Below are 18,427 nucleotides of genomic sequence, written 5' to 3'. Positions count from 1 at the left end.
TAGGGCAACAGCGGACGGGTAGTCGGAGGAGGGGCCATCAGCCAGCGCAGTGGGAATCGGCACGTCGTCGACCTGGCCGACCGGCAGGCGCTGGTGGCCTGGCGACCGGCCGAGCCGTCGGTCGTCGCCGAGGCCGAGCGGCTCAAGGAGGCGGCACTGCTGGACTTCGGGCTGACCGAGTCCGCGGTGGCGTCCTGGCTGTTCTCCAAGTGCCGCCACCAGATCGCGACCACGGCGATCGACACCGCGGCCGTCGTCGCCTCCGGCGACGGGACGTGCTTGCTGCTCTACAACCCCGACTTCTTCGTCGGCATCGGGCTCGACGGCGTCAAGTTCGTGCTGTTCCACGAGGCGCGCCACCTGGTGCACCGCCACCTGTTCGCGGAACCGGAGCTGCGCGAGGACCCGGTGTTCGCCATCGCGGCGGAGGTGTCGATCAACCACGTGGCCATGGTCCGGTTGCACCGCACGTCACTGCCCCGGCTCGACGGGCGGCCGGTCGGCGTCGACCCGGGAGAGGTCCACGCCGGCTACGTCGCCGACGTCACCGGGCAGGGGCTTCAGCCGCTGACCTACGACGAGTTCCTGGACACCGACATGGTCGTGTACCGGGAGCTCAAGCGCATGCGCAACCCGCCGGTGCCCGCGTCCCTGTGCGTCCACCTGATACCCGGACGCGTTCCGGCCGATCAGCAGGCGGTCGACACGACCGTGACCTCGGCGCTGCTCAACTCCCTGCTCGCCGCCCGCCGAGGGCACGCGAGTGCCGAGGCGGAACTGCTCGACCTGCTGGACCGCACCGCGAGCGCGTCCGAGCGGGCCGCCCGGATCTGGGGCGCTCTCGGCGTGGGCGCATTGCGCGGCACGACCGCGCGGACCGGCGTGGTCGACTGGTGGCAGCGGTGGCTGGTCGACGTGCTGGCGTCCAAGCTGCGCCAGGCCGAGCGGCTGGTGTACCCGAGGAAGCGGGGCGCGGTGCTGGCCGCGCTCGGGCACGACCCCGTGCTGTCGCACCGGGGCCCGGAGCGCGACAAGGTGCTGGTGATCGCCTACGACACGTCCGGCTCGATGCCGTCCGGCGTGGTCGGGTGGATGACCGACCTGGTCGGCCGCATCGAGGGCGTCGAGGCGCACTGGCTGTCGTTCGACGCCGTGGTGATGCCGTTCGAACCCGGTCAGGTCGTGCGCGGTGGCGGCGGCACGAGCTTCCAGGCCGTCGTGGACTACGTCGAGGGACGCACCGCGCTGGACGGCGTGCCGTTCGAGGAGCGGGCCGACGCGGTCGTCGTCCTGACCGACGGTCACGCCCCGCACGTGACACCGGCCGAGCCCGACAAGTGGATCTGGCTGATCACTGAGGGCGGCGACGACTGGCCGGACGCCCACAACCCACCGATGGCCTGCCACCGGGTGCGGCCAGTGACCAGGACGGCAGGCAGATGAGCGACACCACGCGCAGACCGTGGCGGCCCAACGCGACCTACCCCGTGCCGCCCGCGGGCTGGACCGGCGGCTCGCGGCTGTCCGCGTTCATCGACGCGATGATCGACATCGGGCAGACCGGGCAGGTGTTCGGCGCGCACGGCATCGGCAAGACGGCCACGTTCTTCTCGCACATCGCCGAGGCCTACCCGGACACCGAGCTGGTGTTCGTGCCCGCGGCCAACCTCACGCCCGACGACCTGCTGATCAACGCGCCGGTGCGCGACGCGGCCACCGGTGAGCTCGTGCTGCGGCAACTGGTCATGAGCCAGCTGAAGCCGGGCAGGCGGTTCGTCCTGCTGATCGACGACTCGTTGCAGGCGGGCGAGACCATCCAGTCGCAGCTGATGCAGATCGCCTGCAACTGGACGCTGGGCGAGCACGACCTGCGGGCACTCGGCTGCGTCGGCGTGTTCCTCAGCGACAACGAGTCCCTGGCCGAGACCTCGGCCCGCCGCAGTGATCTGGCGATCCTCGACCGGATGGTCACCGTCCGCATCACCGCGAACGACACCGCGTGGCGCACGACTCTGGCGGCGAAGTACCGCGACTGGAACCTGCGCGAGGTGTTCGCCGTCTGGAACTCGCTCGACCCGGCGCTGCGCGAACTGCTGTCGCCGCGCACCATCGACCACGTCCTCGCCAACGCCCGCGAGGGGTTCCCGCTGCGCTGGGGGTTGCCGCTGGTCAACGGGGAGCGGTTGCGGCTGGTGGAGCCCCGCGCGAACCGCAGCCGCAACCGGGACCGCACCGCGGAGGTCCTCGACCGGATCGCCACCGCGCTCGGCGTGCCGAACCCGGCCACGATCCCGGACCCCGTGCGGCGGGTGCTGCGGGCGGCGCTGCGCAACCGGTGGAGCGTGCTGCTGCAAGGGCCGCCCGGCTGCGGCAAGACCGAGTTGGTGCGCCAGACGATCCGCGGGGAACTCGGCCGGGAGCCGCTGTACTTCTCGCTGCCGGTGACCAACGTCGAGGACCTCTGCGCGCCGATCCCGACCGCCGACGGCGCGTTGGAGAACCTGATGGCCAGGCAGTTCACCGGCGGCGAGCCGAAGGCGATCGTGTGGGACGAGTACAACCGGCCCAAGGACAAGGCGGCGTTCGCCAAGCTGATGGAGATCACGCAGGAGTGGTCGCTGGCCGGCCGGCGGATCGAGAACCTCCGCGCCCAGGTCGCGATCCAGAACCCGCCGTACCACCTCGGCCGCAAACTCCTGGTGGCCCGCAACAACATCGCGCAGGCGACCCGGTTCACCGCGTCGCTCACCGTCGAGCCGGACGACATCCCCGCCAACGAGTGGCTGATCAGCACCTACGGCGGGGTCGCCGAGACCGTGCTGGAGTGGTGGAAGCACGACATCGACGACGACGGCCGGGCGTGGATCACGAAACGCACCATCGAGCGGCTGGTGAAGCTGCACGAGCGCGGCCTGCCGCTGGAGATGGCCACGATCTACCTCGGTGACGGCGAGTACGCGCCCGTCCCGCTCACCGCGCTGGTCGACCGGCTGGCGAACCGGGCGGTCACCGGCCTCGGCGAGCTGGCGCGGCACGTCGACGCGTGGGAGGCCAGGCTGCGGCGGTCGCGCGAGGTGTCCGGCGAGGGCACGAACGACAGCGACGTGGTCCACCAGGTGCTCGCCAACGCCGAACTGTCGCAGCTGCGCAGGAATCGCAAGGTGGTGACCCGGCTGGTCGCGCTGCTGCCGCCGAAGCTGCGGGCGACCTACCTGGTGGGTGTCGCCGAGGACCGGCAGCGGTTCTGGGTCGAGACGTTCGCGCGGATGCCGCGTCAGAGCCGACCGGGTGGTGACTGACCGGGCGGCGGCTGCCGGTGCACGCTGCGCACCGCGGACACGTCGGGGTGCGGTGCGGGGCGGAGCGGGATGTCCGCGCTCAACGCGTCCAACCTGCGCCGGACACTGGTGGCGATACCCTTGCCCAGCAGGAAACGCGTCGGCGTGCCCGCCCGCAGCGCGCCGTCGAGCAGCCGGTGGGCCTCGCGGCCGCGCATCCCCGTGTCGCTGAGAACGAGGTGCCGCAAGCGGTGCGGCCGTTGCGCCAGCGCGTCGGCGATCGCGGACGCGGCGGCCTCGTCCAGCCGGTTGTCCCGCGCACCGAGGACTCCCGCCGCCTTCACCCGGCCGAGATCGCACACCTCGACGCCGGCCGCCACGGCCGCGACCACGAGCCGGGCGGCGGCGCCCGGTCCGATGCCGTTGCTCGCGACGGAGAGCCGCCGCAGCCGCCCGCCCGGCACGAGCGCGTCCGCGATGGTCTCCGCGCCCCGGTCACCGAGCCGCGCCGCGGACACGTACAGCTCGCTGATCGCGTCGGCTCGCAGGAGCGCGGCCAGGTGCGCCGCGCCCTCCGGTCCGAGCGGGTTGCCGCCGACGTAGAGGCGTTCGACCCGACGCCCGGACGCGGCGGCGGTGACCAGCGCGTCCACCAGGACGGCCAGGCCCGCCGCAGCCATGCCGGTCTGGACCAGGTCCAGGGTGCGCAGCGAACGGGCGGACTCGACGATCCCCGCCGCGGCCTCCCCCGCGCCGGCGTCGAGCGGGTTGCGCTTGAGCCAGATCCCGGTGACCCGGGCCGCTTGCGGGGACGCGCGCAGGTTGTCCGCGATGTCGCAGGCGCCACCCGCGGTGATCCCGTTGCAACCCAGGTACAGCGTCTCCACCTCGCGCTCGACGGCCCGGCCCGCCACCGCTGCCGCGCCATCGTCGCCGAGCCCGTCGGTTCCCAGCAGCAGGTGCCGGACCACACCGGGGCGCAGCGCGTCGGCGACCAGCCTCGCCCCGGTCGGCCCGAGCGCCTGCTTGCACAGGTCCAGGCGACCGTCCGGGAGCGCGGTCCCGGACGGGAAGTCCAGCCGCCGGTCCGTCGTGCCACCGGTGCGCAGCCACGACAGCAGCGGTTCGAGGTCGCCCGCCGGGCGCGGTTCCATCGGGCTCACCACTCCACCTCGCGGTAGTCCTTGAGCAGAACGCCGGCGACCGGCGCGCCCGCCTCGCCCCGCACGATCGGGTCGTAGACGCGCGCGGAGCCGTCGACCACGTCCAGCGGCGTGCGGAAACCGCGCTCGGCGAGCCGGGTCTTCTTCGGCGCCGGGTTCTCGTCGGTGATCCACCCGGTGTCCACCGCGCACATGTACACGCCCTGCCGGGCCAGGTCGGGGCCGCTGGTGCGGGTCAGCATGTTGAGCGCGGCCTTGGCCATGTTGGTGTGCGGGTGCCGGGCGGTCTTGTTCCGCACCGCGAACCGGCCCTCGACGGCCGAGACGTTGACGACGTAGCGACGCGGGAACGGGGACGCCAGCAGCAGGGGCAGCAGGCGGTCGCACAGCAGGGTCGGCGCGAGCGCGTTGACCAGCTGCGTTTCCAGCACTTCGGTCGGATCCAGCTCTCCGATGCGCAGCGACCAGGAGTTGACGGGCGCGGTGTCGGGCAGCAGCCCGGCCTCGTCCACCTCGGTCCCGTCCACCTCGCTGCCGTTCACCTCGCTGCCGTTCACCGCGGACGGCACGAGGGCGAGCGCGTGGCGGACGGCCCCCAGCGCGGGCATCGGGCGGAAACCCGGTGCGAGGCGGGCGTTCGCGGGCAACGCGCCGGTCTCGCCGTCGACCAGGGCCGCGTACGACTCGGGCGGTCGGCGCACGGTCTGGGCCGCGTTGTTGACCAGGATGTCGAGCGGCCTGCCCTCCTCCCGCAGCGACTCGCACAGGCCGAGCACCTGGCGCGGGTCGCACAGGTCGATGCCCACGACCGACAGCCTGTCCAGCCACGCCTCGCTGCCCGGCACCGCCCGGAAGCGCCGCACCGCGTCGTGCGGGAAGCGCGTGGTGACGATCAGTTCCGCACCGTCGCGCAGCATCATCAGCGCGAGGTGGAAGCCGATCTTCACCCGGCCGCCGGTGAGCAGCGCACGGCGTCCGGCCAGGTCCGTGCACGCGGCTCGGCGCTCGGCGTTCTCCGCCGCGCAGGCCGGGCACAGTCGGTGGTAGAACGCGTCGGCCACCCGGTAACCCGCCTTGCAGACGTAACAGCGGCGGGGACGGGCGAGCGGACGTGCCGTCGCGGCCGGCTCGACGTGCAGCGGGGCGTCTTCGCGGCGCTCGATGGCGCCGGTGGCGGTCGTGGCGTCGAACCGCGGCGTCGGCTGCCGCGCGCCCGGCGTCACGGGCCTTCCTGCGCCGCTGCTTGCCGTCCCGGACGAACGACTCCGCGACCCGCTCCGCGCGCAGGCGCACCGGGTCATCGGCGGGCAGGGCGCGCAGCCTGGAGACGGCCGCGTGGAACGCCGCCTGCTCGTCCTCGTCCATCCCGCCCGTCTCCGTAGTCGTGTGGCCGGCAGGATTCGAACCCGCGTGACCGCCGTGAGGGGCGGCGCGCCTGCCTCTGCGCTACGGGGCCGGACAGCCTGCCCGGGCGGCCGGATTCGAACCGGCGTGATCCGCGCTGCGAGTGCGGAGCGACTGCCTCTGCGCTACGACCCGGGCATTGGGCGGCATCCTATCGCCGGACGTGCGCCGAAGAGTCCAGCGGGCTCGGCTGTCCGTGGCGGGTCAGGTGCGCGTCCCCCTAGTCGACCGTGATGACGACCTTGGCCCGCGCGTGGTCCAGTTCGAGGTACCGGATCGCCTCCGGGGTCTCGGACAACGAGTAGGTCCGGTCGACGACCGGGGTGACCATTTCGGACTCGGCCAGTTCGCGCAGCGTCGCCAGGTTGTCCCGGTTGATCTCCACGCTGAGCGCGAGGATGCGGTGGCGGACGAAGCGGGACATCAGCAGGCCCTTGACCGAGAGGCCGACCGGCCCGAAGAGACTGCCGCCGTCGGACACTCCGCCACCGGACAGGACGAGCGTTCCCTCGGGTGTCAGCGCCCGCCGGAGGTCGGCCAGTGAGCGGTTCGCCACCAAGTCGAAGACGACGTCGTAGCGCTTCCCGTTCCCGGTGAAGTCCTCTTTCGTGTAGTCGACGACGTGGTCCGCGCCGATCGACAGGAGCAGGTCGGCGTTGCGCGTGCTGCACACCGCGGTCACCTCCGCGCCGAACGACTTGGCGATCTGCACCGCGAACGTCCCCACGCCGCCCGACGCGCCGTTGATCAGGAACTGCTGTCCGGGCCGCGCCCGGCCCAGGTCGCGCACACCCATCAGGGCGGTGGTGCCCGCCACCGGTATCGCGGCGGCCTGCTCGAACGTCAGGTTGGCCGGTTTCGGCTCCACCGTGTCGTCCGCGACGCACACGTACTCGGCGAACGCCCCGTCGCCGGAGCCGAGGTCGCCGAACACCTCGTCACCGGGCTGGAACCGCGCCACTCGTCTGCCCACCGCCTCGACCCGGCCCGCGAAGTCACGGCCCCGGATCTTCGCCTTGGGACCGGAGAGCCCGAACATGCGCGGCGCCATCAGGCGGGCGATGCGCGGGTCGCCCCGCATGACGTGCCAGTCGTACGCGTTGACCGACGCCGCGTGCACCCGCACCAGCACCTCGTTGTCGCCGGGCGTCGGCGTGTCGACGTCCTCGAACCGCAGGACGTCGGATGAGCCGTACCGGTCCTGGACGATCGCCTTCATCGAAGCCTCCGTGACGACGCGGTTCGCTGTGTGAACGGCCGGCCTGCCGGAAGCGTCGGCACTGGCGACGACGATAAGCGGGCGACCTCGGTGCGGACATCCGGGATAAGCCCTAGGGGCCAGGTTCACGAGTCTGGTGTCACAGACGATCCGATGACGAAGAGGGTGAAGTCTTCGCGGGCCTTCGCGTCGATGGCCATGGGCAGGCGGATGCGCCCGGAATCGACCATGCCTCGCACGGCGGATCGGCTCAGGCCGAACCCGGCCGTGAGCAGCTTCCCGACTCGGATGGGCGCCGGGAGTTCGAATCTGATGACGACCTCGATCGACGCCGGCTCCTCGCGATCGAGTTCGTAGAACGGCATGTCGGTTTCCAGCTCCCACGTGCCGCTCCAGTCGAGCCGGTATGCGGCCTTGCCGGCCAGCGCCGCGTCCATGGCCAGCTGTCGCACCATGGCCGGATCGTTGTTCTCGAACATCAGCAGCCGCTGGTGTTCGAGTGCCTGCACGTGGATGCGCTCGTGGACGGGGATCTTCGACGTGCGGCCGCACGTCTCGCAGCAGATCAGCATCCAGACGTCGAGGAGCTTGCCGTTCGCGTTCACACGGAACTTCCCGGTGGGATGGTGACGCGTGGACCTGCACGACACGCATGCTTTGACGATGGCGGGCAGACCCAGCTCCCTGACCACCCACAGCGCTTTCCGGTCGATGCCAGATCCGCCACCGTCAGCGGGCACACGGGTACTGCGAAAATCGTTCATGGCTTCGGCGAACTCCAAGACTTGTGGAGGAGGCACCAGTCAGCGCTTTGCGGCGCCGTGAACTGCCCCCCGGATCCAGTGGCGTACGGCCGGCGTCTGAAAGCGCAGCACGCCGGCTGACGCGACGTCGCACATCACGTCGCGTGAAAGAAGCCCGCACTGATCACAAGGTGCGGGCTTCGCGCGGCACGTCGAAGAGAGGCGGGAGCGACTCGAACCCGTCTTCATTCCGCACGTGCGCCACTGATTACGACTCCATGCCCGCCATGATGTTCAACCAATGGGCCGCCAGGCAACAGGTTTTCCAGGAGGCCGCGGTCGGTCACTCGGACACGTGGGTGGCGGTCGGGGTCCATCTTGGTGATGTGGAAGCGGTCGCCGTGGACGACGTCGGTCACGCCTTGTCACGAGACGTCGCCTGACGGGGTGGTCGAGCTGTTCACCCGCTCCCCGGTTCGCCTCGGCCGGCAGCGGTCATCCGCTGTCCGCGATGGTCATGGGCTGCCGAGAGCCGGCGGACATGCCTTCGGTCGGCTCTGGTCTGCCCGATCGTGGGACATCGCGGCGTGTCGGGGCCGGCAACCGCGTGGAGCGGCGCGGACCGTCCAATATGGATGTCGGGCTGCGCGTCGCCGTCCGTGCGCTCGTCACGGGGAATCCCGGGAATCGAGGACTGTCCGGCCGCTGCGCGGGGATGAGGGGATCGTGCCGTGTTCATTCATCCGCAACACTGGCCGGGCCGCGTCGTTCCGAGCAGCGACCAGGACGTCGTGACGGCGGTCGAGTCGTTGTGCCTGCGTGCCGGCTGGCCCGGTGCTGATCGGCGGGAACTCGGTCAGGTCCTGTCGCCGTGGTTCGAGGCCGGTTGGTGTGTCGACGCCGTGCTCCGTGCGGTCGACCTGACCCCGTCCGGGACGTTGCAGACCGAGTGGCGCGAAACCGACGAGCCGCACGAATTCCTCCAGAAGCGGCTGCGGGCGTGGTTCGACGACGGCGACACCGCGGCCGGCTCGACCGATCGCGCCGCCCCGCCCGTGGCGGGCATGTCGTTGGGTCGGTGGTGGCGCATCCACCGTCGCACCGCGGAGACAGCCGCTCCACGGGTACGCGGACCGCTGGGCGAGGCGGGCCAACGGGCCCGCGAACAGACCACGGCGCGGGCGCGGACGTTTCGACGCGACCCGGTGGACGCGGTGCGGGAACGACAGCGCCGACGCGAGGAGGCCTTGGACAGCCTGCTTCCGGAAGCAACCCGGCCACCCACGTTCTAGGACGCGCGCCGCCCACTTCGGCGCAGGTCGTCCAACCGGCGCGTAACGACGAGATCGCCGGTCGGCTGTCCGGCGCAGTTCAGAACGTGTGGCCGACTTTTGGGTGGTGATTCAACGGGTCGCGAGCGTGTTATTCGTCTTCGGAGGCATTGTGGTCTTGCGACGATTCGATTATCAATGGTGTCGAGGTGTTGCCGGCGTTGCCGGTGATCTGGCGCAGATGGACCATAGTTCGGTCCAGTTGCTCAGCCAGGCGGGGGATCGTGCTGGGTGGGACGTAAACGTCGGCGCCGGCGTTGAGGAGGCGGCGGACCGGGCCTTGGTAGCTGACTCCGAGTTCTTTGTCCTCGATTTCCGCTATGACCACCCGGGCCTTCGGAAACATCGATCGGAGGTTTCCGATCAGCTGTGGGCTGACCGGCGGGATCAGCAGTACGTCGACGCTCTTGGGGGCCGAGTTCATGTCCAGCACTATGTAGTCGGGGCCGAGCTGGGCGGACAGCGATGCCCGAGCCGATGCCGACAACTTCATCGCGGTGGCCACGACGGTCACGTTCTCGTAGGCTAACGATGAGCGTTCGGCGGCCTGGTCGCCTCGGCTCCCGGGATCGACGATTCCGGCATGGAACGTGCCGGTTGTACTGGATATCGTCGCGATCGACTTGCCGTCCCGCTTGATGAGCAGGTCCTCGCCGGGACCGAGAGCGTCGATTAATGCCACGATGTCTTCAGGAAGGCGGGTGGCGTCGATCCACCGCGCAGTCTGCCCGCCCGCCATCAGACCCGGAACGAACGCAGAACGGCGTCGGCGTGGGCCCCAAGCAGTTTCGTCATGGTTCGCAATTCTTCCACACCGGCCGGAACCACCGCCTCGCGGCCTCATCGGGCGGAATCCGTTTATGGACGAGGACGTTCGGCCGTGGGCGATGATCGAGCGGCTAGTGCTCCAGCCGGAGATCGTCGCGTTCACGGGTCCGGGACGATGCCTGCGGGATGCCGGGAAGTCGGATAGTGACGAGGAGACCGCCGGTGGGGCGGGGTGTGAGGTCGAGGGTCCCGTCGTGTGCTCGGACGATGCTGTGCACGATGGCCAGCCCGAGGCCGACACCGGCGTGTTCGTCGGTGCGTATGCGTTCTGTTCCGCGTTGGAAGGGTTCGGTGAGGATCGGTACCAGTTCCGGCGGGAGCGGATGGCCCGTGTTCTCGACCCGCAGCACGCTCGTGTCGTGCTGCGATTCGGTGTGGACCGTTACGGTGCCGCCGGCTGGGAGGTTGTGGACGATGGCGTTCTGGACGAGGTTCGTCACCATCCGCAGGATGAGCGCCGCGGAGCCGACGGTCTGTGTTGTCCCGCCGGTGACGTCGAGTGTGATCTGGCGCTGTTCGGCGAGGGGAAGCAGCGTTTCGGTGGCTTCTTCGGCGATGAGGGAGAGGTCGACGGGCTCGCGGGTGAAACTCCTGCGGTCGGCGCGGCTGAGCAGCAGGAGCGCCTCGGTGAGGTCGATCGCCCGCGTGTTGACGGTGTGGAGGCGTTCGATGAGCTCGTCCTGGTCCCGCGTGGGGTCGTTGCGGGCGACGTCGAGGAGTGTCTGCGAGATCGCCAGCGGGGTGCGCAGTTCGTGGGAGGCGTTCGCGGCGAACCTTTGCTGTTCGGTGACGTGGGATTCGAGTTGTTCGAGCATGGTGTCGAACACGTCGGCGAGTTCGCGGAACTCGTCGTTGCGGCCTTCCATCCGGATCCGGTGGGACAGCGATCCGTTCGAGGCCATCCGTGCCGCGTCCGCGATCTGTGTGAGTGGTGCGAGCATCCGGCCGGCGAGTATCCATCCTCCCACGAGACCGAACACGAGCAAGACGGCCAGTGCGATGGCCGCGGCGCGGCCGAAGATGCGCACGAGCAGGTACCGATTGGGTGAGATCCCGAGAAGGCCCTGTTGGTTGTCGGGTACGTAGCGCAGCAGGAACACCCACACCACGGCCAGCAGGAGAGCGCTGGTGAGGAGGAGGAATCCGGCGTAGCTGATGGTGAGTTTCAGTCGGGCGCTGAGCCCTGGGCGTCTATTCATGAGTGCTGTCAGGATGGGTGGTGTCCATGCCGGTGTCGATTCGGTAGCCGACGCCGGGCACCGTGGCGATGAGCCATGGTTCGCCGAGTCGTTTGCGCAGGGCGGAGATGGTGATGCGGACGGCGTTGGTGAAGGGGTCGGCGTTCTCGTCCCAGGCCCGCTCCAGCAACTCTTCGGCGCTGACGACACCGCCTTCGGCGGCGACGAGGACTTCGAGCACGGCGAACTGCTTGCGGGTGAGCGCGACGTAGCGCCCGTCGCGGAAGACCTCCCGACGGAAGGGGTCCAGCCGGAGGCCCGCGATCTCGCTGACCGGAGGCCGGGCGTGCGCGCGTCTGCGGTCGAGCGCCCGCAGCCGCATGACGAGCTCCCGAAGCTCGAACGGTTTGGTGAGGTAGTCGTCGGCGCCGAGCTCGAACCCGGAAGCCTTGTCGTCGATCCGGTCGGCGGCGGTGAGCATGAGGATCGGGATGCCGCTGCCGGAGGCGACGATGCGTCGGGCGATCTCGTCGCCGGATGGGCCGGGGATGTCGCGGTCGAGGACCGCGAGGTCGTAGGAGTTGACGCTGAGCAGTTCCAGGGCGGTGTTGCCGTCGCCGGCGATGTCGGCGGCGATCGCTTCCAGCCGGAGACCGTCCCGGACGGCTTCGGCCAGGTAGGGCTCGTCCTCCACGATCAGCACGCGCATACCCGGAGCCTAGGCAGCACGGCATATCGCCGACATATGCGAACCGGACACGCGGGCGGCTCAGCGTCCCGGTACCGGGGCCGGTCGAGGTTGATCTGACGACGCGCAGGACTGTTGCGGTGGCGTATGCGATTTTCGATACGCCCGCGATACACACCAATTCCCGGTATCAAGGTGTTCTCCGCGGGCCACTCGCAGGTTGCGAAATAGTCGGCCTCGGGACTGATCAGCCGGCCGCCGGGCCTCAGCACGGGCCGCAATTCGGCCGACGGTGCGCTCCAGTCCTCCAGGTAATGCGGTACCGCGGACGCGATGACATCACAGCCAGTCGTGTTCGCGTGCGTATCGGGCGGCTTCGTGCCGGGTCCTGGTCCGGGTTTTCTGCATGGCGTTGGAGAGGTAGTTGCGGACGGTGCCTTCGGCGAGGTGGAGTTGGGTGGCGATGTCGGCGACGGAGTACCCGTCACAGATCGCGCGCAGCACGCCGAGTTCGCGGTCGGTGAGTGGGCAGTCGTCGACGACGGCGAGCGCGGAAACGTCCGAGTCGATCCACCGCCTGCCGTCGTGCAGGGCGGCGATGACCGCGGCGATGTGTGCCGGTTCGGCGGACTTGCTGACGAAGCCCTGACGCCGAGCTTCAGTGCCTTGCGGAGCACGCCGGGCCTGGCGTGGCGGGTGAGCATGAGGACGACCTGGTTCGGCAGGGTGCGGCGGATCTGCGCGACGGCGCCGAGCCCGTCCACACCGGGCATCTCCAGGTCGATGACGAGCACGTCCGGCTGGGGCCGCAGGGTGGCATGGATGGCGGTCTCGCGGACCGCAGCGACCGGTTCCTGTTCGACAGCGCGACCGGCCCCGGCGGCTGGGACTCCTCGTTCGCGCGGATGTTCGGCCGGGGCGTCGAGGACAGGTTCCCGGACCGGCGAACAGCCGTCCGGCGCGACCGGAGCGCCCGCCGACAACTACCTGGCCAGCCGGCTGCACGTGATCTGCAACGACTCCGACTGGCCGGAGTCAGTCCGGACCTACCAGCGCAACGTCGCGATCGACCGGATCCGCTACCCGATGTTCGGCGCCGCCGGGGCCGACATCACGCCGTGCGCGTTCTGGCCGTCCGAGCCGGTCGAACCGCAGGTGGAGATCACCGATGAGGGCCCGTCGAACGTGCTCATCCTGCACAACCTCCGTGACCCGGCCACGCCGCTGGCCGGCGCCAGGGAGCTGCGGCAGGCCTTCGGCGACAGGCCCGGATGGTGACGGCCGACCAGGGCGGCCACCTGGCGTACCTGTTCCTGGACAACCAGTGCGCCAACGACATCGCGACCAACTTCCTGGTCACCGGTGAGCGCCCGCAGCACGATCTCGCCTGCGGAGCCGAACCGGCCTGATCAGGCGACAGTGACAGCTGTCCAGGGAACCCGCACCCCAGCGGATTCCCGGGGCAGTTCCGCCTCGCCGTCCCATTCTCTTCGCGGCGGCGGTCACCACGCCGCGCGACGGGCGGCGTGGTGACGGATGGGAAGGTGTCGCTGGGCGAGCTCTAGTCGTGTCGTCCGACTGAGGGGTGACGTATCCGCGAGATGCCGTCGTCGCTGCTGCTCCCGGTCGGCGTGAGCGCGGACGAGCCCAGAAGCGTCAGCTTTTCGGCGTCTGCGGAGCCGGCTTCGGCGTGGTAGATCACGAGAGTGATGCCGTCCGTTCCGCTGATCACGAGCCTCTCGCGGTGCAGTCGCATCTCGCCCACCTGTGGGTGGTCGAACGGGACCGGAGTACCGCGTTGGTTGCCCACGTCGTGGCGGTTCCACAGGGCGCGGAAGCGCGGGCTCGCGAGGGAGAGTTCTCCGATGAGCTCGATGAAGCGCTGGTCTTCGGTGTCGGTGCCCACGGACTGGCGGAGGCTGGCGACGTAGCACTCCGTGGTCCCGTCCCAGTCCAGGTGGAGGGTTTGCTCTGCCGGGTCGAGGAACACGTCGAGCAGTTGGTTGCACCCGACCGACAGGCGCGGCGACAGCGCGGTCGCCATGGCGTTGGCGGCCAGGATGTCGAAGTAGCGCCCCTCGACGAACGCGGGATACGGCAGGGTCGGCAGGAGCTTGACGGTGCCGGCCGGCACCGTCTCCGTCCGCGGCCTGCGTCGCGTCCGTCGGGGCTTGTCCGCGCCGAGGCTCAGCAAGTAGGTCATGTGCTCGTCGTCGAGCTGGAGGACGCGTGCGATGGACTGGAGGACCTGCACGGACGGGTTGCGGTCGCGTCCCCGCTCAAGGCGCAGGTAGTAGTCGACGCTGATACCGGCGAGCATGGCAACCTCTTCGCGCCTCAAGCCGGGCACCCGCCGCCCACCGAGATCGGCGAGGCCCGCCTGCTCAGGCGTGACGAGCTCGCGGCGGGCACGGAGGTAATCGCCCAAGTGGTTTGGCTTGTCGGCCATACGAGCACCGTAACTCGCCTGCAACCAGACCTGGGGGGACCTGTCACTACCCAGGTCCACAAGAGCACTGGTTCGGTCCCGGCACTCGGCGTTCTCTGGGTGAGGCACTACTCGTCCCACTCCACGAGAGGAAGACCAAGCATGCGCTCACAGGTGAATCGACAGATCACCCTGGCGGCACGGCCGCACGGAAACCCGAAGGAGAGCGACTTCGAGATCGTGGAGCGCCCCGTGCCCGTCCCCGGCGACGGACAGGTGCTCGTTCGGAACACCCTGGTCTCACTGGACCCCTTCAACCGCATCCTGATGGGTAACGCGAACAGCGACCAGGCCCCCATCGAGCTCGGCGACACGATGTTCGGCTTCACCGTCGCCATCGTCGAGCAGAGCAACAATCCCGCTTTCGCCGTCGGCGACCACGTCGCCGGCGTCACCGGCACCACCGGTTGGCAGGACTACGCCGTGTCCGACGGGTCGGACCTCCGGGTGGTCGATCCCGACGCGGCGCCGTTGTCGGCGAACCTCGGCGTGCTCGGCGTGACGGGCCTCACGGCGTGGGTCGGCTTGACCAAGATCCTGGCCCCGAAGCCGGGCGGAACGCTCGTCGTCACCGCCGCGGCGGGTGCCGTCGGCTCGGCCGCGGCTCAGATCGGAAAGCTCCGGGGATACCGGGTCGTGGGGATCGCAGGCGGCCCCGAGAAGACCCGCCACCTGCTCCAGGATCTCGGTCTGGACGCCACCGCCGACTACAAGGCGCCCGACTTCGCCGAGCAGCTCGCCCGCGCCGTGCCCGGTGGCATCGACACCGTCTACGAGAACGTGGGTGCTGCCCTGTTCCCCGCGCTGCTGCCGCACCTGAACCGGAGCGCGCAGATCGCCGTGGGCGGCGTCATGTCGCAGATCACGCGGACCGGTGCCTTCGAGGGACCGGACAACCTGCCGGACCTGCTGAGGGCCACCGTGTACAAGACCCTCACCGTTCGCGGCTTCAACGTGACCGAGTTCTACGACTGCTACCCCGAGTTCCTCGCGGATCTCGCCCCAGCCGTCGCGGAGCAGAAGCTGCACTACAGCACGCACATCATCGAGGGGCTTGAGACCATCCCCGTCGCGTTCCCGGAGATGTTCACGGGCCGTGTCGCCGGCAAGATGATCGCGAAGATCAACTAAGGCCCTGTCGATCGAAGGGGTGGGCCAGTGGGTTTTGTTCGAGCAGTGGGTCCAGTCGCTGCTGGAGTTGGCAGGCTTCGGTGGTGCGGTGTTGGCCGCTGAGCAGTTCCACGGCACGCAGCCAGGCGATGCGGGCCTCGGTCTCACTGCCGGACTCCAGGTGCAATTCTCCGAGTGAGATCAGCGCGTTGGCTTCATCGAACGCGTTGTTCGCCTCTCGGTTGTCTGCGCAGACGCGCTCGTAGAGCCGGAGAGCCTCCTCGCGGCGTCCTGTCCGGCGCTCGATGTCGGCCAGGAAACGCAAGGTTCGTGCGTGGTTGTCGAGGTCGCCGAGCGGTTCTTCCAGCGAGATCGCGTCTTCGAGTGCCCGGCGTCCCTCCTGGTGGTCGCCCAGCATGGCGGCCAGTGAACCCACCATGACCAACGCCTTCGCCTCTAACGCAAGATTTTCGTTCCCCTCAAGCAGGCGGTGGGCACATCTCGCGTGCTCCAGAGCTCGGCTGAGTTCTTCCTGGTGACCCAGCACGATGGAGAAGGCGATTTCGAGTTCCCCCCGATCCTCGGGGTTCCCGGTTTCGTCAACCGACGTCCGGGCCAACCGGAAGTGATCCAGTGCCTGGCTGTGCTCGCCCACGGTGAGGTAGGCGTATCCGATCATCAGGAACGTGAAGAACTGCGTGTCGGCCCGGCCGAGCCGGGTCGCGACGGCCAATCCGTCCTGCCACGCCGAGAGGTTCTCCTCGAAAAGGCCCTGCAACGTCCGGAACGCGGTCAGGTGCCAGGCCAGTCGCCAGACCTGGGTGTGCAGGCCGAGTTGCAGGGCGGTCTGTTCGATGGCGACCAGACTCGTGCGTTCGCGGTGGTACCACGCCCACGCTCTCGTCCGGTCGGATGGTGTGAAACGGGGGCGTTCGGCCTCCGGCGGGTCGAGCACGCAGGCCGAGCGGGAGGGGAAAGCCGAGCGCGAGTTGGTGCGCACGGTGTCGGTGTAGTGGTCGACCAGCCTGACCAGGGCGGCACGCCGATCCGTCTCGGACAGCTGCTGTTCCGCGGCGTAGTCCCGGACGAGATCGTGCATGCGGTAGCGGCCGGCGCTGTGCTGCTGGACCAACGAGACCCGCTCCAGGGAGCGGAGTACGACTGCAGCCTCGTCGGCGGTCGTGTCGATGAGCCTCGCGACAGCCGCCAGGCTGATGTCCGGCATCGGGACCGCGCCGAGCAGTGCGAACGTCCGGGCCTGGTGTGCCGTCAACGCGGTCGTGGACCAGGACAACACGGCTCTGATGCTGGTCGCGGACTCGTTCTCGTCGAGCGCGCCGAGTCGGGTGGCGGCACGCTGGAGTTCGGCCGCGATCGTCGCCAGCGGCAGTTCGTGGTGCGTCTGGGCGCGGCTGGCCACGATGCTCAGCGCGAGGGGCAGCCCGGCACACCGCAGCAGCAGCTCGTCGACGGCATTCGGCTCGGCGGTGAGGCGGTCGGGGTCGATGCGGGCGGCCAGGAGTGACCGGGCGTCGGGTTCGGGCAGGACTTCGAGCCGCAGCGGTTGCGCACCGTGGGCGGCGACGAGGCCGGTCAGCCAATCGCGGCTGGTGACCAGGACGGTGCACGTGCTGCCACCGGGCAGCAACGGAACGACCTGGGCGGTGTTCGCGGCGTTGTCGAGCACGATGAGCATCCGCTTGTCGGCCACGAGGCTGCGGTAGAGCGCGGATTGGGCATCCGGTTCCCGGGGGATCGCGTTGGGATCGACGCCGAGCGCGTCCAGGAAGCCGCGCACCGCCAGGGGTGCGGGCACCGGCCGGCCTGACGGGTCGAACCCCCGGAGGTTGACGAACAGCTGCCCGTCGGGGAACCGGTCCAAGTGCTGATGTGCCCAGCGCAGCGCCAGCCAGGTCTTGCCGATCCCGCCGATGCCGGCGAGCGCGGACACCACCACCGTCGGGGCGTGTCCCGGTCTCGCCGAGTCGTCCAGGGCCGCGGTCAGCACGGCCAGTTCGTCGGTGCGGCTGGTGAACCCGCGTGGGGCGGCGGGCAGCTGGCGTGGCACCGGACGTGGCACGACGACCGGCGCGTGCCGAGCGCCGGTCAGAACGTCCTGGTGCAGGCGCTGGAGCACCGGGCCGGGATCGGTGCCGAGTTCGAGGGCCAGCCGGGCGCGCACGTCCTGGTAGTGCTGGAGGGCATCGGCCTGCCGGCCACTGCGGTAGAGGCCCAGCAGCAGCTGACCCGCCACGCGTTCGTCCAGCGGGTGCTCGTGGGCGCGGGCGATCAGCTCGGGCAGCACCTCGGAGTGTCGGCCGTCGGCGAGTTCGGCGTCCACCAGATCCAGTTGTGCGGCCAGGTGCTCTTGACGCAGCGTGGGCCGCAGTTCGTCCAGCCAGCGGCAGTCGAGGCCGGCGAAGGGCTCGCCGCGCCACAGTTCGAGCGCGCGTTGCAGCACGGGGACGGACTTCTCCCCCTTCGCGACCAGTCGGCGGAACTCGTGCAGGTCGATCGAGCCGGGTTCGGTGAACAGGACGTAACCGGACGCGCGGGACTCGATGGACGCGGTGCCGCTCAACAACGCGCGGATTCGCGAGATGTGACTGGCGAGCGCGCCGCGGGCGCGTCGCGGTGGCCGGCCGTCCCAGACCCGGTCGACCAGCCGGTCGGTCGACGTGACCTGGTTGGCGTTCACCAGCAATACGGCGAGCACGGATCGTTGCCGTGCGGGACCCGCGTCGACCGGAGTTCCGTCCACCTCGATCGAGACGTCGCCCAACACCCTGAATTCGACAGCCATGCGCCTCTCTCCCCCGAACACCACGATACGGCCGCTGACCAGCGGCCTCAATCGGTTCGCAAACACCCGGCAATCGCACCGGCGCACCGTTGGGCCGTACAGACGAACGGGATCGGAGGGACATGAGGACGCTGCCGGGACCGGTACTCGCGATGCTCACGCGGTCGGGATGGCCGTCGGACCGGGCCGGGTGA

14 protein-coding genes, 1 tRNA gene and 3 pseudogenes are annotated in these 18,427 nt (G+C 69.8%); 6 read left to right on the top strand and 12 right to left on the bottom strand.

The window, feature by feature from the left end; translation table 11 throughout:
- Nucleotides 1–93 precede the first annotated feature (93 nt).
- The gene (locus ALI22I_RS07015; protein WP_238598170.1) at nucleotides 94–1,443 is read left to right on the top strand and encodes a vWA domain-containing protein; all 1,350 of its coding nucleotides are present in this window, start codon (nucleotides 94–96) and stop codon (nucleotides 1,441–1,443) included.
- The gene (locus tag ALI22I_RS07010; protein WP_077004678.1) at nucleotides 1,440–3,299 is read left to right on the top strand and encodes an AAA family ATPase; all 1,860 of its coding nucleotides are present in this window, start codon (nucleotides 1,440–1,442) and stop codon (nucleotides 3,297–3,299) included. The genes ALI22I_RS07015 and ALI22I_RS07010 overlap by 4 nt, the downstream gene beginning before the upstream one ends.
- Here ALI22I_RS07010 and ALI22I_RS07005 read toward each other — a convergent pair.
- The 5 genes from ALI22I_RS07005 to ALI22I_RS06980 all read right to left on the bottom strand — a co-directional run bounded on the left by ALI22I_RS07005 (nucleotide 3,275) and on the right by ALI22I_RS06980 (nucleotide 7,846).
- Nucleotides 3,275–4,432: a ribonuclease inhibitor gene (locus ALI22I_RS07005; RefSeq protein ID WP_077004677.1), complete on the bottom strand. Its 1,158-nt coding sequence runs from the start codon at nucleotides 4,430–4,432 to the stop codon at nucleotides 3,275–3,277. The genes ALI22I_RS07010 and ALI22I_RS07005 overlap by 25 nt on opposite strands.
- A 5-nt stretch (nucleotides 4,433–4,437) precedes the next feature.
- Nucleotides 4,438–5,664, bottom strand: coding sequence for an SDR family NAD(P)-dependent oxidoreductase (locus ALI22I_RS07000; RefSeq protein ID WP_238598169.1), 1,227 nt, complete (start codon nucleotides 5,662–5,664; stop codon nucleotides 4,438–4,440).
- Nucleotides 5,665–5,907: 243 nt separating this feature from the next.
- A tRNA-Ala gene (locus tag ALI22I_RS06990) sits at nucleotides 5,908–5,981 on the bottom strand.
- An 84-nt stretch (nucleotides 5,982–6,065) separates the two neighbouring features.
- Nucleotides 6,066–7,064 (bottom strand): NAD(P)-dependent alcohol dehydrogenase, encoded by a 999-nt coding sequence (locus ALI22I_RS06985; protein ID WP_077004676.1) that lies wholly within the window; start codon nucleotides 7,062–7,064, stop codon nucleotides 6,066–6,068.
- Between the two features lie 125 nt (nucleotides 7,065–7,189).
- Complete coding sequence (locus tag ALI22I_RS06980; protein ID WP_238598168.1) at nucleotides 7,190–7,846, bottom strand: DUF1062 domain-containing protein; 657 nt, start codon at nucleotides 7,844–7,846, stop codon at nucleotides 7,190–7,192.
- Nucleotides 7,847–7,971: 125 nt separating this feature from the next.
- On the opposite strand from ALI22I_RS06980, the gene ALI22I_RS48825 reads away from it, so the two are divergent.
- Both ALI22I_RS48825 and ALI22I_RS06975 read left to right on the top strand, forming a co-directional pair.
- Nucleotides 7,972–8,250, top strand: a complete 279-nt coding sequence (locus ALI22I_RS48825) for a hypothetical protein (protein WP_143532019.1) — start codon at nucleotides 7,972–7,974, stop codon at nucleotides 8,248–8,250.
- 288 nt (nucleotides 8,251–8,538) lie between these two features.
- Nucleotides 8,539–9,099, top strand: a complete 561-nt coding sequence (locus tag ALI22I_RS06975; protein WP_077004675.1) for a hypothetical protein — start codon at nucleotides 8,539–8,541, stop codon at nucleotides 9,097–9,099.
- A 130-nt stretch (nucleotides 9,100–9,229) separates the two neighbouring features.
- On the opposite strand, the gene ALI22I_RS06970 is transcribed toward ALI22I_RS06975, so the two are convergent.
- The 5 genes and pseudogenes from ALI22I_RS06970 to ALI22I_RS55040 all read right to left on the bottom strand — a co-directional run.
- A complete protein-coding gene (locus tag ALI22I_RS06970) occupies nucleotides 9,230–9,877 on the bottom strand; it encodes a hypothetical protein (protein WP_077004674.1) in 648 nt (215 codons plus the stop codon).
- A 160-nt stretch (nucleotides 9,878–10,037) separates the two neighbouring features.
- Nucleotides 10,038–11,165, bottom strand: a complete 1,128-nt coding sequence (locus ALI22I_RS06965; RefSeq protein WP_077004673.1) for a sensor histidine kinase — start codon at nucleotides 11,163–11,165, stop codon at nucleotides 10,038–10,040.
- The gene (locus ALI22I_RS06960; RefSeq protein ID WP_077004672.1) at nucleotides 11,158–11,853 is read right to left on the bottom strand and encodes a response regulator transcription factor; all 696 of its coding nucleotides are present in this window, start codon (nucleotides 11,851–11,853) and stop codon (nucleotides 11,158–11,160) included. The genes ALI22I_RS06965 and ALI22I_RS06960 overlap by 8 nt, the downstream gene beginning before the upstream one ends.
- Nucleotides 11,854–12,026: 173 nt before the next feature.
- A pseudogene (locus ALI22I_RS53240) lies at nucleotides 12,027–12,173 on the bottom strand (SAM-dependent methyltransferase); the annotation flags it as partial.
- Nucleotides 12,172–12,665 (bottom strand): annotated as a pseudogene (locus tag ALI22I_RS55040) (LuxR C-terminal-related transcriptional regulator); the annotation flags it as partial. The pseudogenes ALI22I_RS53240 and ALI22I_RS55040, both read right to left, overlap by 2 nt.
- Between ALI22I_RS55040 and ALI22I_RS47465 the strand changes: the two are divergent.
- A pseudogene (locus tag ALI22I_RS47465) lies at nucleotides 12,616–13,241 on the top strand (alpha/beta hydrolase). The pseudogenes ALI22I_RS55040 and ALI22I_RS47465 sit on opposite strands and share 50 nt — an antisense overlap.
- A 152-nt stretch (nucleotides 13,242–13,393) precedes the next feature.
- Here ALI22I_RS47465 and ALI22I_RS06940 read toward each other — a convergent pair.
- Entirely contained in the window at nucleotides 13,394–14,281 is an 888-nt protein-coding gene (locus tag ALI22I_RS06940; protein ID WP_077004670.1) for a helix-turn-helix domain-containing protein, read from the bottom strand.
- A 141-nt stretch (nucleotides 14,282–14,422) separates the two neighbouring features.
- Between ALI22I_RS06940 and ALI22I_RS06935 the strand changes: the two genes are divergently transcribed.
- Nucleotides 14,423–15,451 carry an NADP-dependent oxidoreductase gene (locus ALI22I_RS06935; RefSeq protein WP_077004669.1) on the top strand — a complete coding sequence of 343 codons (1,029 nt, stop codon included), beginning with the start codon at nucleotides 14,423–14,425 and terminating at the stop codon, nucleotides 15,449–15,451.
- On the opposite strand, the gene ALI22I_RS06930 is transcribed toward ALI22I_RS06935, so the two are convergent.
- Nucleotides 15,444–18,233: an AfsR/SARP family transcriptional regulator gene (locus ALI22I_RS06930; protein WP_077004668.1), complete on the bottom strand. Its 2,790-nt coding sequence runs from the start codon at nucleotides 18,231–18,233 to the stop codon at nucleotides 15,444–15,446. The two genes, ALI22I_RS06935 and ALI22I_RS06930, sit on opposite strands and share 8 nt — an antisense overlap.
- Between the last annotated feature and the right edge of the window lie 194 nt (nucleotides 18,234–18,427).

Source organism: Saccharothrix sp. ALI-22-I, from assembly GCF_001984175.1.
Taxonomy (GTDB): domain Bacteria; phylum Actinomycetota; class Actinomycetes; order Mycobacteriales; family Pseudonocardiaceae; genus Actinosynnema.
This window is presented reverse-complemented; position numbering and strand designations above follow the sequence as displayed.

Coding starts and splice junctions, on each gene's coding strand:
- ALI22I_RS07005 (WP_077004677.1), bottom strand. CDS start 4,432: ATGGAACCGCGCCCGGCGGGCGACCTCGAACCGCTGCTGTCGTGGCTG.
- ALI22I_RS06935 (WP_077004669.1), top strand. CDS start 14,423: ATGCGCTCACAGGTGAATCGACAGATCACCCTGGCGGCACGGCCGCAC.
- ALI22I_RS06930 (WP_077004668.1), bottom strand. CDS start 18,233: ATGGCTGTCGAATTCAGGGTGTTGGGCGACGTCTCGATCGAGGTGGAC.
- ALI22I_RS06960 (WP_077004672.1), bottom strand. CDS start 11,853: ATGCGCGTGCTGATCGTGGAGGACGAGCCCTACCTGGCCGAAGCCGTC.
- ALI22I_RS06965 (WP_077004673.1), bottom strand. CDS start 11,165: ATGAATAGACGCCCAGGGCTCAGCGCCCGACTGAAACTCACCATCAGC.
- ALI22I_RS06940 (WP_077004670.1), bottom strand. CDS start 14,281: ATGGCCGACAAGCCAAACCACTTGGGCGATTACCTCCGTGCCCGCCGC.
- ALI22I_RS07010 (WP_077004678.1), top strand. CDS start 1,440: ATGAGCGACACCACGCGCAGACCGTGGCGGCCCAACGCGACCTACCCC.
- ALI22I_RS06970 (WP_077004674.1), bottom strand. CDS start 9,877: ATGGCGGGCGGGCAGACTGCGCGGTGGATCGACGCCACCCGCCTTCCT.
- ALI22I_RS06985 (WP_077004676.1), bottom strand. CDS start 7,064: ATGAAGGCGATCGTCCAGGACCGGTACGGCTCATCCGACGTCCTGCGG.